Below are 13,580 nucleotides of genomic sequence, written 5' to 3' on the forward strand. Positions count from 1 at the left end.
TGACGTACCGGTATTGAGGAGACCTCAAAAAATATATGGAAGATAACCTTCAAGTTAACGAGGTAATGAAGACGTTCGCTGTTAATTGCAGTTTACTGGTTTAACTCGGTCAATAACCGGGTGTTGAGATATAACCTCTCTCGCCCCAAACTTATCTCCTCCAGCACGCCTATCTCAACCAGTTGTTTAAGGTAGATTGAAGCCGTCTGGCGTTTTGCTATGCCTCGTTCAACCAAATTTTCAATGCGGCAATAGGGCTGTGCAAAGAGTACCTGCATGAGTTCGTGCGTATATATTTTTGGCAATTTTTCGCGCACATATTCAGTTACTTCAGCCATAAGCTCACGAACCATCGCTATTTTTTTCGTTGTCCAGCTGGCTGTTTTCTCTACCGCTTCCAGCATGAAGAGAATCCAGGATTCCCAGTCGCCATCAGCGGTCACACCACGTAATAAGGTGTAGTAATCGTCACGTCTTTCCAGGATAAATCGAGAAAGGTAGAGAATGGGTAATGACAGCAATTCTGTTTGAATCAGATACAGAATATTCACGATACGCCCAGTTCGCCCGTTCCCGTCGGGGAAAGGGTGAATACATTCGAATTGGTAGTGTGAAATAGCCATTTTTATTAACGGATCGATGTCATCTTCAGCATGTATGAAGCGTTCCCAGTTCGCCAGTAAATCACGAATTGCCGTTTCACCGACCGGGGGCGTGTACACTACATCGTTGTTTTGATCCCGCAATACAGTTCCGGGTGTTTTACGGATATCCGTCTGAACAGACCGCAGCTTGGTGCAAATGGCTATCGCTGTGTTTGTACAAAGAGGGTGCGTTTCCAGCTGGAGAAAGCCATCGTACAAAGCAGTACGATAACGTAATGCTTCTTTTGTGGCCGGATCAGCGTTCTCTGCACGATCCGCATACTGAAAAAGCTGATCGCTTGTTGTCACGATGTTTTCAATGCGGGAAGAGTCCTTTGCTTCCATCATTGGCAGGATATTTATCAGCAGTCCCTGATCAGGAATCAGTTCTCCTGCGGTTTTCAGTTCGGCGATCGCCGCACGTGCGTTGATGCATGCCTTAAGAACACGGCGTGTCTCAATGTTTTCGAGGTCTGGAGGCAGGACCGGAAGGTTGTTGTAGGGTATTTCGGGATTCCAGCGCATATGTTTATAAAAACCGTTTTTATCGACATATAGCCATAATATGTCGATGCCATAAACATGTCACGCTATCATGTTTAAAAAAAGCGGTTTTATCGACATATAGGCTTAACGTGTCGATAGCATAAACATGTTGGGGCGATATGTTTAAAATAATGGGTTTATTAAACATATCCTCAAGCGTATTTACCTACAACACATGATGGGACAAAGTGCTGTCATGGCTCATTCGTCTTCTTCCATCAGCCCGATCATCGCCCCTTTATGTGCTTCAACCATACGTATGTAGCGCATGACTGTTTCTGTCCGGGTCCAGGTGCCTTCCTGCATAATCTGCGCTACTGAAAACCCCTTTCTTGCCATATCCTGAGCTGCACCGACGCGGGCACTGTGGCCGCTCCATCCGGCATACCTTCCTTTATTGGTTCTGCTGAGGGCCGCCACACCCGCCGCTTCCCTGGCGCGAAGAAATATTTCCTCGAGGCAGGGTGTACTCATCGGTGAAAAAATCGGTTTCGTCACCCGGTTAGAACGATGGACAGGACAAAAAATAATGGCATCCGGTTCACCGGTCAGTCCAGCCGCGACAATCCAATCGGTCAGGCGCTGGCTGGACTGCGTACTCAACGCCTTCACGATGCCACCAGACTGAACGATGGTTTTTGTCCAGGCCACGTCCAGAATAATTCGGCCGTCAGCTGCGCGGGAAATATCGCGTACCCGCAGGCGCGATAATTCACTGAGACGCAGCAGCGTACTGTAAGCCACATGCATAAAGGCAAGATCGCGTAACTGCTGCAACCGAGGTGAACCCAGCCAGGCTGCATCGAGTTTTTTCAGATCCTGTCGGCAAAAAGGAACGGCCTGCCCGGTGCGCTCACCCGCAATCACCGCAGCGCGATTAATTTTCTTAACTACTCGAAAGACATCGGGAGAAACGTTAGGCGGCACCAACCCGGCGTTACGGTGTAACATTGATATAAGTGCAGCATGCGTTGAGATGGTGGAAGACGCCCGCCCGATAGACTGCAAATGCAACAGATAATCCCGGAGGTCTTCCGCTGTCATGGGTAGAAAAGAGCGATGGTTTTCATCGGCCCATCGCCAGCTGATGCGCATCACGCTGAGCAACTGCCGCCAGGTGTTGGAAGAGAACGCCTCACGATCACGGACGAAGGAAGCCAGCTTTGCTGAAATATCGTCGGTGGCGCTGAACTGCGCGAGCAGCGGATTGGCCACGATCATTTCGGTCATTTTTGTTTAATTTTAGTCCGTTAAGAAGGCGATCGCGCTACGTGAAATCTGCCAAAAGAGCAGGGGAGTTATGCGTCAGATTTCACGTACCAGCGCCTGTTTTTTAGGCGTTTTTTCTGTTCTCCAGGTCTCAGGGGCGTTTTTACCCGAGGATCTGAGGCAGATCCTCATGATACAGGCTTTCAATGGTGTTGTCCTGACCTAATATAAATACAATTATATTAGGTTAGCTGTTTAAGATAGGCTTTTGATTATCAAGAAATCATCCTGGAACCCATCGGCTACTGGCATTGGTCAACAGGCCACTACAAGTTTCCAATGTTTATGCCATATGCATTCATTGAACCCCGCCCGAAAGGGGCGAGGGTATGGCAAAATCGCCAGCCATAGCTGAAGGAAAATTAAAGCGATCGTCGATTGATCACCTTTCTGGCAATAATGGGGAGCGAAATCACCACAATCAGCATTACGCCAATGATGATTGACATCACGATGCCCGGAACATTCAGCAGACTCAGACCAAATGTCACAAGTCCCATCAGGAAGGCGGCGATAATCACCCCGCCCATGCTACCGGAACCACCGAGAATATTGACACCGCCGAGCACCGCCATGGTGACGGCAGCCAGCTCCCACCCCATTGCCAGCGTTGGCCGTGTGCTGCCAAGCCGAGACGTCAGTAATACCGCCGCCAACCCCGCCATCAGTCCCACCAGCGCGAAGAGTATGAGATTGTGACGCTTCACATTGATCCCGGAAAACCAGGCACCTGTGGGGTTATTGCCAATCGCGTAAGTACGGCGACCAAAATTGGTCTTGTGCAACAGAAAGGTAAAGGCAACGGCAAGGAGGATAAACAGCGCAAACTCGAAAGAGAGCGCCCCCCACACATACCCCTGGCCGAACCAGGCGAAGCTGGCAGGGTAACTGTTAAGTGCCTTGTCACCCAGCAGGATATAGGCAATCCCGCGATACAGGCTCATCGTGCCGATGGTAATGACGATCGATGACAAATTAAAACGCGTCACCAGAATGCCGTTGAACAAGCCACACAGCAGACCCACACCAAGACCAACGATGACCAGCAGCGGTGTATCCATACCCGCCGCAGCGCAGAAACCCATCGCCGTTGAACTGAGTGCCATCGTTGAAGCCACCGAAAGATCAATTTCCCTGGCGATAATCAGCATCGCCATCGGCAATACGATGATCGCCTTTTCCGTAAAGTTAAATGTCGCGTCCGACAGGTTCCAGATATTGAGGAAATAGGGCGAAGCCAGGGCGTTGACCGCGAATACCGCGAGAGTGACCGCCAGCAAGAATCCCTCCCAACACAGCAGGCGGCGCAGCGGCGACGACGTTATCGGTGTGCTTTTCATCTCTTCGGACATCATCATTTTGCTCATGATTTCACCGTCAGTTTTTGTCGTGCTAACGCAACGTTGCGTAGGATTAACCGCCCCTGGTTTTTATTGCCACGTTCGTTAAGTAAGACTGCAATCACGATAACCGCGCCAGAGATCGCCATTTGCCAGAATGGCGAGATGCCAATCACCGGCAACGCATTATTGATTACGCCAAGGAACAATGCGCCACACACACAACCCGCCACCCGACCGATGCCCCCCATGGTGCTAATACCACCGATCACACAGGCAGCAACGATTTGTAGTTCAAAGCCATTCGCCGCATCAACGTAGGCAACGGCAAAGCGTGAGACCCACAAATAGCCGCAGAAGCCCGCCAACGCCCCGGAAAGGCAGAAGCTGACAAACTGCATTTTTCCGGCGTTAATCCCTGTGTAATACGCCGCCGTGGCGTTGCCCCCAGCGGCGTAAAGCGCCCGGCCGGTACGGCTGTAACGTAAAAAATAACCCAACAGCACGAGTGCGGCGATGGCGATCCAACTCAGTATCGGGAGTCCTGACAGCACTGTGCGCGGCAAACCGAGGAAATCGGCACTCATCTGGTATGAGTTGATCCAACCACCGTTAGAAAGCAGGAAAATGATACCGCGATAAATGCTCATGGTGCCAAGTGTGACCACAATAGCCGGAATGCCCAACCGCCAGACCATCAGGCCGTTAATCACCCCCATCAGCAGGCCAAGCAGGGTCGCCAGCAGCAGCAACGCCCATACCGGAATGCCCGGATAGTGAGCGTTAAGCATGGCAACGATCATGCCCGTTAACGCAAGGTTAGCGGCCATCGACAGATCGATACCTTTCGTCAAGAGCACCAGCATCTGACCGAGAGCGAGAATGATCAGAATCGAGGTGTCATTAAAGATCTCCACCAAATTGCCCGGCGCAATAAATGCCGGTATCCGACTGCCAATAGCGGCGATCATCAGGATGATGACCGCCGCCAGCAATGCTTCACGATGTTTCATCCAATGTCGCCACATCACGCTACCTCCTGATTCAAGCCACTGGCGGCGCTGACGATGGTTTCCGCTGTGGCTTCTCCGGCGCGATACTCTGCTGCTACCAATCCTTCATGCATCACGATTATCCGGTCAGCCATTCCCATCACCTCAGGCAACTCTGAAGAGACCATAATGACCGCCAGCCCCTGGCTGACCAGCTCGGACATAAACTGGTGTACCGCCGCTTTTGAGCCGATATCGATACCTTTCGTGGGTTCATCAAGAATTATCACCTCCGGGTGGGTCGCCAGCCATTTGCCGATCACCACCTTTTGTTGATTGCCGCCTGAGAGCGTCTCCACCGTTTGCCGCCAGCTGGACGCTTTAACCTGCAAGCGCGATGCGTACTGGTCCGCCAGCCGCCATTCACGCTCAGCGTCCAGTACGCCATTGGGATTCAACTTATGTAATTGCGGCAAACTGATGTTCTGCGCAATCGACAGGGCTGTGATCGCCCCCTGTTTCTGCCGTTCCTCCGGCACGCAGACAATTCCGGCATTAATCGCGTCGGCAGGCTGCCGAAAGTGCCTTCTTTGCCCCTTAAGTACGATCTCGCCTGCCGAGGGATGGGTTACCCCTGAGAGCGCCTGCATCAGCTCAGTGCGTCCGGCACCGACCAGACCATAAAAGCCAAGGATTTCCCCCTTGCGCAGGGTAAAGTTGATATGTGCGAATTCCGTTGGATGGCAGAGGTTTTTTACCTCCAGCACCGTTTCACCTGGGATGCAGGTGATTTTCGGATAGGTTTGCGTAATAGTGCGGCCGACCATCATCGAGACCATCTGTTCTTCGGTGATGTCTTGAATAGCGCCGGAGCTGACGTATACACCGTCACGCAGGATGGTGTAATAATCCGCGAGTGCGAAGATTTCGTCGAACTTATGCGAGATAAACAGGATAGCCTTCCCGTCTTGCTTCAGACGCTCAACGATTTGATAAAACTCGGAAATCTCGTGTCGGGAAAGTGCCGCGGTGGGTTCATCGAGGATCACCACCTGCGCATCAAAAGAGAGAGCACGGGCGATTGCAACCATATGACGTTGGGCGATACTCAGTGTTTTCAGTGTTGCACGCGGATCTATTTGCACTTCAAGACGGTCAAGGATTTCACGGGCTTTATGGTCCATCGCGCGCCAGTCGAGTTTCTTAAACAGGCCCTTATACAGATACTGGCCGACAAAAATATTCTCCGTAACCGAGAGTTCGTCAAACAGCACGGTTTCCTGATGGATTGCCGTAATCCCCACCTTATGGGCGGCTTCCGGGGTCGCGAGCTGAATGGGGATTGCTTTATAAAGAATTTCGCCCTCTTCGGGTTGATAAATACCGGTCATCACTTTGACCAGCGTTGATTTACCGGCACCATTTTCACCGATTAAAGCGGTGACTTTGCCAGGCCAGAGGTCGAGCTGAACGTTCTCAAGCGCGCGCACACCAGGAAAGATCTTGGTGATACCCTTTAGTGAGAGCAACGGAGTGGATGAGTTCATGATAAATATCCAAAAATGCCCCTGAACCGAAATAAACCAGCAGGGGCAGGTGATTAGAAAATCTTTGAGAACTTATCGATGTTGCTGGCATCGTAGATAAACGGTTTGGCCATCGCCCCGCTACCGTCTGCATCCAGCTTGAGTTTGCCCAGTTTCCCCATATCGGCTTCGGTTTTCGTCGCCGTCCCTTTGACTAAATCATTGGCCAGATAAGTGGCGGCATAACCAAGATCAATGGGGTTCCAGATGGCGAAACTTTTACTGGCTCCAGATTTTATTGCCCCAGCCATTTCCGACGGCAACCCAAGGCCGGTTACATATACCTTACCAATGTCCCCCTGATCTTTGACCGCCTGCGCAGCCGCGACAATCCCCACTGATGAAGGAGAGATGATGACCTTAAGGTCCGGGTTCGATTTCAGCAGACCCACAGCTTCCCGATAGCTCTTATCAGAAAGATCGTCGCCATAAGCAACAGTCACCAGGTTGATCGAGGGGTAGTGTGGCATCACTTTTTTCATCTCATCAATCCAGATATTCTGATTTGTCGAGGTCGGCGTGGCACTCAAAATAGCGACATTACCTTTTTCAACATTCAGGGCTTTTAGCGCATCGGCTGCCAGTTTGACATTGGTCTCACCAATCAATGCGTTATTAGACGGATTCAGATGGATTTGGCGGCCAGCCGGGGCGACGCCAGAATCCCAGGACACCACTTTAATGCCGCGTTGCATCGCTTTTTTCAGCACTGGCACTAAAGCGTCAGGATCGTTGGCGGAAATGGCTATTGCATCCACCCCTTGGGCGATGAGGCCATTGACAACCTCTATCTGGGCTTCGGCGGTGGTCGTAGTCGGGCCGGTATAAATAACTTTGACATCACCTAACTCTTTGGCCGCTTCCTGTGCGCCAACGTTAGCCGCCTCGAAGAAACCATTTCCCAATGATTTTGCGACGAGTGCGATTTTAACTTCAGCTAAAGCAGAACTGGACAGCGCCAGGGCGGCAATGGTGAGACTCAAGCTTAGTTTTATTTTCATTGTTTTTACTCCACATAATTGAGTGAGTTCCCACCGTCTTTCACCTTGCAGAAGCTTTGGCTTTCTGTAACGGGAAATTCGTAGGGGATGGTGTTCAGGTGGCAGAGTTCACCCCTTCTTTATGAGCGGGGCGCGATGTCATTATTGATAACAGTCTGAATCGGCGGCGATGTCACGCTGTATGCAGTCTAAAAAAGTCATCATTCGCCCACCTTGTCACTACTGACAAAGGGGATTGCCGCCTGGCAAGAAAGCAAAGGTGATAATGAGAAAGGTCACGGTTTCACTGTTAACACCGCATAAGGTGGGAAGATGAACGTATTAATTGCCATCCCAAATTTGCATCATCTGCGTGATAGCGCTGTTAAGCTCATCAATACTGACGCCATCCCGTGCCTGAATTGAAATACCAAACAGAAAGGTACTGAACATCGTTGCCAGCGCATCAACATTCGCGTGTTGAGAAAGCTGTCCGCTCGCAACACCACGCGCAATGGTCGCGGCCATCCCTGCCCGGGTGCGGTCACGTGAGCGTGTTAACGGCGCAGCGACCGCAGCATTCTCAGCAGAAGGGGCGCTCATTACACCCAGTCCCACCATACAACCCGTTGGGTGCCCCGGCTCACACTGCATCTTCGCTGACTGGCGCAGTGTGGTTTCTAACGCCTCGCGCGGGGACAGGTTGGTATCCCATAAGAATTCCGTCACCTGACCATAGCTGGAGATATAACGCTGGACGCACTCGCGGAACAACGCTTCTTTTGAGTCAAAAGCTGCATAGAAGCTGGGTGCCGAGATGCCGTTATTGATCCCTGCTTTCAGTTGGGCGAGTGACGTTGATTCATAGCCATGCTGCCAGAAAAGAAACATGGCATCTTCGATTGCCTTATCCCTGTCAAATGTTCTTGGTCGGCCCATGGTCGCCATATCTCTCTCCTGTCACACGCGAAACAATGACTAACATACTAATCGATACATATATCCTTGACAAAGGATTCCTCGCTGACTAATGTATCGATCGATACAAAACACTTTTATTTAACCCCGCCGTAACGGGGATGAATGTTCACACACAAATATATACCGATTGGTATGAAACAAGTCATTGAAGGATATATGGCGAAAGAGATCACCTTTACAAACTCGGATGAAAACGTGTTAACGCAGAAGCTGCCGGTTTCCGCGCTGTTGGCACTGGCGATGACCGGTTTCATCTGCATCATCACGGAAACCTTGCCAGCCGGGTTGCTGCCGCAAATCGCGTCAGGCCTGGGTATTTCTGCTTCTCTGGCGGGGCAGACGGTAACTGCTTATGCACTTGGTTCGTTGCTGGCTGCAATACCGCTAACCATCGCCACGCAAAGTTGGCGGCGCAGAAACGTGCTGCTGCTCGCCATTGCAGGTTTTTTCATCTTCAACTCGATTACTGCGCTGTCCTCAAACTACTGGCTCACGCTTACGGCGCGATTCTTTGCTGGCGTGGCGGCGGGGCTGTCCTGGAGTTTGCTGGCCGGGTATGCGCGCCGTATGGTTGCCATCCACCAGCAGGGTAAAGCGATGGCGATTGCCATGGTCGGAACACCGATCGCACTATCACTGGGCCTGCCAGTAGGGACATGGCTTGGCGGGATAATTGGCTGGAGAAGTGCTTTTGCCGGAATCTCTGCCATGACCCTTATCCTGGTGATATGGGTGCTGACCAGCGTAACTGATTATCCGGGACAGTCACGCCACGAACGCCTGCCTCTGCTGCGGGTACTGACCACTAAAGGTGTACGTCCGGTGCTGGGCGTGGTTATCGCCTGGATGCTGGCTCACAACATTCTTTATACCTACATCGCACCTTTCCTTGATTTGGCCGGTCTCGCTTCACAGACAGATATCATCCTGCTCACGTTTGGACTCGCTGCTTTGCTGGCAATAGCCATTACCGGACGCCTTGTGGATCGCCATCTACGAACCTGCGTGTTAGCCAGCCTTGCCATCTTCGCCCTAGTCTCTGCGGCTTTCATGGCCTTTTCACAGGTTCCGGCGGTGATCTATGTCGGCGTGGCGATATGGGGTTTCACCTTCGGTGGGGCAGCAACGCTGCTACAAACCGCGCTGGCGGATACCGCAGGCGAGGGCGCAGATATCGCGCTGTCAATGAATGTGGTGGCCTGGAATGGTGCGATTGCACTCGGCGGCATTGTAGGCGGAATTCTGCTGAAAAACTGGGGTGCACAGGCGTTCCCGCCGGTACTTATCCTGTTGCTGGTCATCGCATTTCTTATCACATGGCGGGCTGATAAACAGGGGTTCAAAACAGGTGTCCGACCCGGGCATTGACCAGCATTGTTCCAATACTCATCACGCGCTGACAACCGTCAGCGTCAACGACAGGACAACATCATGAACATTGGCATCATTGGACTTGGCGCGATGGGCAGTGCCATCGCAGGTAATTTAGTGACCGCCGGACACCGTGTATCTGCCTGGAGCCGATCGGGGCGCGAGATAGAGGGCGTCACTTCAGTCAATACGCCTGAACAGGCGTTGTCGGGCGATGTCGCGATAACGCTGCTTTCTGACGATGCAGCAATCCGGGAGATCATCATTGATGGCAATCTCCTTTCCAGGGCAAACCCAAAGCTGGTACATGTCATTTCCTCCACCATTTCAGTGGGTTTCTCGCATCGGTTGACCACCCTTCACGAGGAAGCGGGTATCGCTTATGTCGCGGCTCCGGTACTGGGACGACCCGATGTAGCAGCCCTTGGCGAACTGAATGTGCTTGCTGCGGGGCTGCCAGAAGCCTTGAGCAGAGTGAAACCCGTACTGGAAGCGATCAGCAAACGGGTGTGGGAGATGGGAGATAAACCCAGTGCCGCTCATGCAACGAAGATTGCCTGCAACATGATGATCACCATGGCGATTGAAGCCATGGCGGAAGCCGTGGTGCTAACGGAATCTAACGGGTTGGATCGTACACAATTCTTTGACCTCATTCTTAACACGCTGTTTGGTGGTCGCAGCTATCAGGTCTATTCAGGCAAAATCATTGAGGAGGCTTATGAACCTGGGTTCAAAGCCAGTCTGGGCCTTAAAGACCTTAGGCTTGCCAGAGAAGCCGCCGCAACGCTGAGTGCAGACTTACCGATGCTGGCAGCCGTGTACGAGCAAATGGCCCGAGCTGTTGATGCGGATGGAGGTAATAAGGACTGGTCGGTAATCGCGGATTATACAATTCGATCAGTGAACAAACAGGACTAGGCCTGCTACCTCAGCGATTGTACACCCTACGATAGCTGGACGCGATATAGCAGTATTTGGCCGATGAAAAAAAAGGCGATATACTAATAGTTATTAACTAATAGTAATCTCAGTTGGAGACACGATCATGCCAACCAGCGTCGCGCTCAGCCCCTACTTCGAAGCATTCATCCGTGAGCAGATAGAAAGTGGACGCTATAACAATACCAGTGAAGTCATCCGTGCCGGACTTCGGGCGTTGGAAGAACGTGAGCAACATACGAAACTTGAATCACTGCAAAAGGCGATCACTGCCGGAATCAACAGCGGAGAAAGCAAAACAGCTGAAGAAGTATTCGGGCGACTTTCGAACAAATATCGGCAGATGGCAGAAGGTAAGCTGATGAAATGAAATTAGCGATATCGCCCCTGGCAGAACAGGATATCGAAGCCATCGGTGACTATATCGCACAGGATAATCCGGTGCGTGCGGCCAGCTTCACGGAAGAACTTTACCAACAGTGCCTGTTGATTGCCGAATCACCCGTTATCTACCGGCAAAGGCCGGAGCTTGGACCAGGCATCAGAATCTGTGCCTACGGTCGGTATATCATCGTATTCAGAATCCTTGATATGGACGTCCGAATAGAACGAATGCTGCATGGATCACGCGATATCAACAGCCTTTTCGCCGAAGCAGATCCTGAGTTCGGATCACATCTGGAGCCACAAGATGATGGCAACGTATAAAAAATTGCTCGAAAAACGCTCCCCTGAAAGCCAGGAACGCATCGCTGCACGTACTGCAGAAATTAGACAGGAAATCGCCTTGGAGAAAACCAGAAGTGCCGCAAACTCAGCTTGCGCCGGTTCCTGTTTCAAGACAGATTCAGGAAATCCTTTAACGTAAGCTGAAATCCAGTGGAAATCTTTTCGATGGTAGCCAGTGTCGGGCTGGATTCTCCCCGCTCGATCTGACCCAACATCGATTTACTGACCCCGGTCATTCTCTCAGTTTCGCTTAAACTCCAGCCCTGCGCTTTGCGCAATTGTCGCAAGCGTTCAGAGATATAGATATCAATCGAAGCCATTTTTACCTTCATCAATACTGGAGTTGATTTTTTTATATTCCAATGAAAGGATGCAAACAAGTCATTCTTGTAGCCGTTAAAAATATAAGCTCAGGCTATGATAAAAATAAGATATTCATATTATACAAGGCGGAGTTCATGGAGCAGAAAAAAAATCCAGACGTCACAAATGGTGATAAAACACTCGATCGCTTTGACATGGCAATACTCCGAATTTTACAGCGCGACAGTTCAATCGCGAATGTCACTCTGGCTGAAAAAATCAACCTCAGTCCTCCCGCTTGTCTACGTCGTGTCGAACGTCTGAAAAAACTAGGATACATTAAAAACACTGTTGCCTTGCTCAACCCGGAAACATTGAATGCAGGCCTGGTAGTGATAATAGGCATTGTTCTCGATCGCTCTACTCCAGAATCATTTAAAGATTTCGAAGGTGAGGCGGGTAAAATACGCGGTTGCATGGAATGCCATATGGTTAGTGGTGAGTTCGATTATATTATGTTAATTCGCACAGCAGACAATCAGAGCTTTAATAAACTTCATGCCGAGCAATTATTATTTCTCCCCGGTGTACGCCAGATCCGTTCCTTTATGGGTTTGCGCGAAGTGTTTTCCACCACGCAAATTCCTTTATAAAACGGTTGTCGCGTTTTTTCTCCGCGTCAGTAACGCAATACCGAGGGCAATCAGCAACGCGCCCGCCACCAGCGGCAACGTCAGTTCTTCGTGCAAAGCCGGCACTGACACCAGCAGGCCGGTAATCGGCACCAGTAACATCATGGATGAAAGGGTGACGCCGGATAACCATGCACTGGCGGCATTGACCGCACAAAAGCAGAAAGCCGTGGCTATCGGCCCGACAAACAAGGTGATAGCTAACAGCTCGCGGGTATTATCGCCGCTCCAGCTGCCCTCAAACACCCACGCCAGCGGCAGTAGCACGAGGGTTGCGAGCAACATTTGCCACGGGGCCAGTTCAAAGGCATTAAGCCGGGATCCGGTGTGGCGCAGATGCAGAATGCAGATTGCCCAGCAAAGTGAGGCCAGCAACAGCAGCCCGTTAGCGATAATTTGCCAGTGATCGTGCCAGTCAATGGACAGGGGATTAAATAAGACCACGATACCAATAATGCCAATTAACGCGCCGGATAACTGGAAAGCTGATAATTTTTCTTTAAAGAGAATCACTGAAGCTGGCACCACCCATAAAGGCGTAGTATAAGCCAGCACCGCGGATTTCCCGGCTGGCAGGTAATTCATCGCAATACAACCCAGCGCGGTAAAGGCCATCATCTGTAGTAGTCCAACGCTGAATATTACCGGCAGCTCCCGACGGCCAGGAGTACGTATTTTTCCCGTCGATAATTGCAATAAGAAAAGCACTGCGGCACTGGTAGAAAAACGCAACGTAGAAAACCACAATGGCGTGATATGAGAAAGCCCCGCTTTCATTACCGGCCAGTTACAACCCCATAAGACAATCGCAACGACTAATAAAATAATGCCTTTTAACATCCCTTGTCTGGCATGGTTCGCATATTGGTAATTTTCAGTCATGTGATCATTCTTTATTAACATGGGGAGGGGTGGGCAAAGAAATAGCATTATTAGTCGTACCAATTCAATAGAGGACGTTCCCGTAGAGAAACGTTCTGCGCCAGGCTGGCAGCAATCGCACAAAAATCATAACCAATTGATAATTAACAAAGTAATCACAACCCACCTAAAGCCAGACAAGGTGGTTGTTAATTTTATTTCGTCATTAGAGTGAAAAATGTAATTTTTAATCACATAACCACCCTGTGATCTATTTTTATTATAAAAATGACACATAAAACGAAATATGAAAAATTATCCTGATGGGATATTGTTATTTCGCA

The 13,580-nt window shown here is 50.6% G+C and carries 14 protein-coding genes and 1 pseudogene; 6 read left to right on the forward strand and 9 right to left on the reverse strand.

Translation table 11 applies throughout. The features are described 5' to 3' along the window. Positions 1 to 92 precede the first annotated feature (92 nt). From fic to AC6I8V_RS24660, 7 genes are all read right to left on the reverse strand, one after another. Positions 93 to 1,169 carry a protein adenylyltransferase Fic gene (gene fic, locus AC6I8V_RS24630; RefSeq protein WP_497839152.1) on the reverse strand — a complete coding sequence of 359 codons (1,077 nt, stop codon included), beginning with the start codon at positions 1,167 to 1,169 and terminating at the stop codon, positions 93 to 95. A gap of 222 nt (positions 1,170 to 1,391) precedes the next feature. Further along, complete coding sequence (locus AC6I8V_RS24635) at positions 1,392 to 2,420, reverse strand: tyrosine-type recombinase/integrase (protein WP_497847019.1); 1,029 nt, start codon at positions 2,418 to 2,420, stop codon at positions 1,392 to 1,394. 401 nt (positions 2,421 to 2,821) lie between these two features. Further along, on the reverse strand, positions 2,822 to 3,826 hold the full coding sequence (locus AC6I8V_RS24640) for an ABC transporter permease (RefSeq protein WP_497847020.1): 1,005 nt from the start codon (positions 3,824 to 3,826) through the stop codon (positions 2,822 to 2,824). Then, the gene (locus tag AC6I8V_RS24645) at positions 3,823 to 4,827 is read right to left on the reverse strand and encodes an ABC transporter permease (protein ID WP_497847031.1); all 1,005 of its coding nucleotides are present in this window, start codon (positions 4,825 to 4,827) and stop codon (positions 3,823 to 3,825) included. Before AC6I8V_RS24645 ends, AC6I8V_RS24640 begins: the two co-directional genes overlap by 4 nt. Beyond that, positions 4,827 to 6,338 carry a sugar ABC transporter ATP-binding protein gene (locus AC6I8V_RS24650; protein ID WP_497847021.1) on the reverse strand — a complete coding sequence of 504 codons (1,512 nt, stop codon included), beginning with the start codon at positions 6,336 to 6,338 and terminating at the stop codon, positions 4,827 to 4,829. Before AC6I8V_RS24650 ends, AC6I8V_RS24645 begins: the two co-directional genes overlap by 1 nt. Before the next feature lie 53 nt (positions 6,339 to 6,391). Further along, entirely contained in the window at positions 6,392 to 7,378 is a 987-nt protein-coding gene (gene rhaS / locus AC6I8V_RS24655; protein ID WP_497847022.1) for a rhamnose ABC transporter substrate-binding protein, read from the reverse strand. Positions 7,379 to 7,699: 321 nt separating this feature from the next. Next, positions 7,700 to 8,305: a TetR/AcrR family transcriptional regulator gene (locus AC6I8V_RS24660; RefSeq protein WP_497847023.1), complete on the reverse strand. Its 606-nt coding sequence runs from the start codon at positions 8,303 to 8,305 to the stop codon at positions 7,700 to 7,702. Between the two features lie 189 nt (positions 8,306 to 8,494). On the opposite strand from AC6I8V_RS24660, the gene AC6I8V_RS24665 reads away from it, so the two are divergent. From AC6I8V_RS24665 to AC6I8V_RS24685, 5 genes and pseudogenes are all read left to right on the forward strand, one after another. Beyond that, positions 8,495 to 9,706 (forward strand): MFS transporter, encoded by a 1,212-nt coding sequence (locus tag AC6I8V_RS24665; protein ID WP_497847032.1) that lies wholly within the window; start codon positions 8,495 to 8,497, stop codon positions 9,704 to 9,706. A 63-nt stretch (positions 9,707 to 9,769) separates the two neighbouring features. Next, positions 9,770 to 10,630, forward strand: coding sequence for an NAD(P)-dependent oxidoreductase (locus AC6I8V_RS24670; protein ID WP_497847024.1), 861 nt, complete (start codon positions 9,770 to 9,772; stop codon positions 10,628 to 10,630). A gap of 127 nt (positions 10,631 to 10,757) precedes the next feature. After that, the gene (locus AC6I8V_RS24675; protein WP_497847025.1) at positions 10,758 to 11,021 is read left to right on the forward strand and encodes a type II toxin-antitoxin system ParD family antitoxin; all 264 of its coding nucleotides are present in this window, start codon (positions 10,758 to 10,760) and stop codon (positions 11,019 to 11,021) included. Next, positions 11,018 to 11,359: a type II toxin-antitoxin system RelE/ParE family toxin gene (locus AC6I8V_RS24680; protein WP_497847026.1), complete on the forward strand. Its 342-nt coding sequence runs from the start codon at positions 11,018 to 11,020 to the stop codon at positions 11,357 to 11,359. Before AC6I8V_RS24675 ends, AC6I8V_RS24680 begins: the two co-directional genes overlap by 4 nt. After that, positions 11,346 to 11,453: pseudogene (locus AC6I8V_RS24685) on the forward strand (helix-turn-helix domain-containing protein); the annotation flags it as partial. The gene AC6I8V_RS24680 and the pseudogene AC6I8V_RS24685, both read left to right, overlap by 14 nt. 34 nt (positions 11,454 to 11,487) lie before the next feature. On the opposite strand, the gene AC6I8V_RS24690 reads toward AC6I8V_RS24685, so the two are convergent. Next, a complete protein-coding gene (locus AC6I8V_RS24690; protein WP_497847027.1) occupies positions 11,488 to 11,700 on the reverse strand; it encodes a helix-turn-helix domain-containing protein in 213 nt (70 codons plus the stop codon). Between the two features lie 138 nt (positions 11,701 to 11,838). Here AC6I8V_RS24690 and AC6I8V_RS24695 point away from each other — a divergent pair, with 138 nt between their 5' ends. Beyond that, positions 11,839 to 12,336, forward strand: coding sequence for an Lrp/AsnC family transcriptional regulator (locus AC6I8V_RS24695; RefSeq protein WP_497847028.1), 498 nt, complete (start codon positions 11,839 to 11,841; stop codon positions 12,334 to 12,336). On the opposite strand, the gene AC6I8V_RS24700 is transcribed toward AC6I8V_RS24695, so the two are convergent. Then, entirely contained in the window at positions 12,331 to 13,305 is a 975-nt protein-coding gene (locus AC6I8V_RS24700) for a DMT family transporter (RefSeq protein ID WP_497847033.1), read from the reverse strand. The genes AC6I8V_RS24695 and AC6I8V_RS24700 overlap by 6 nt on opposite strands. Between the last annotated feature and the right edge of the window lie 275 nt (positions 13,306 to 13,580).

The sequence above is a fragment of the Pantoea sp. X-Soil-TKNS-1207 genome (assembly GCF_059730485.1).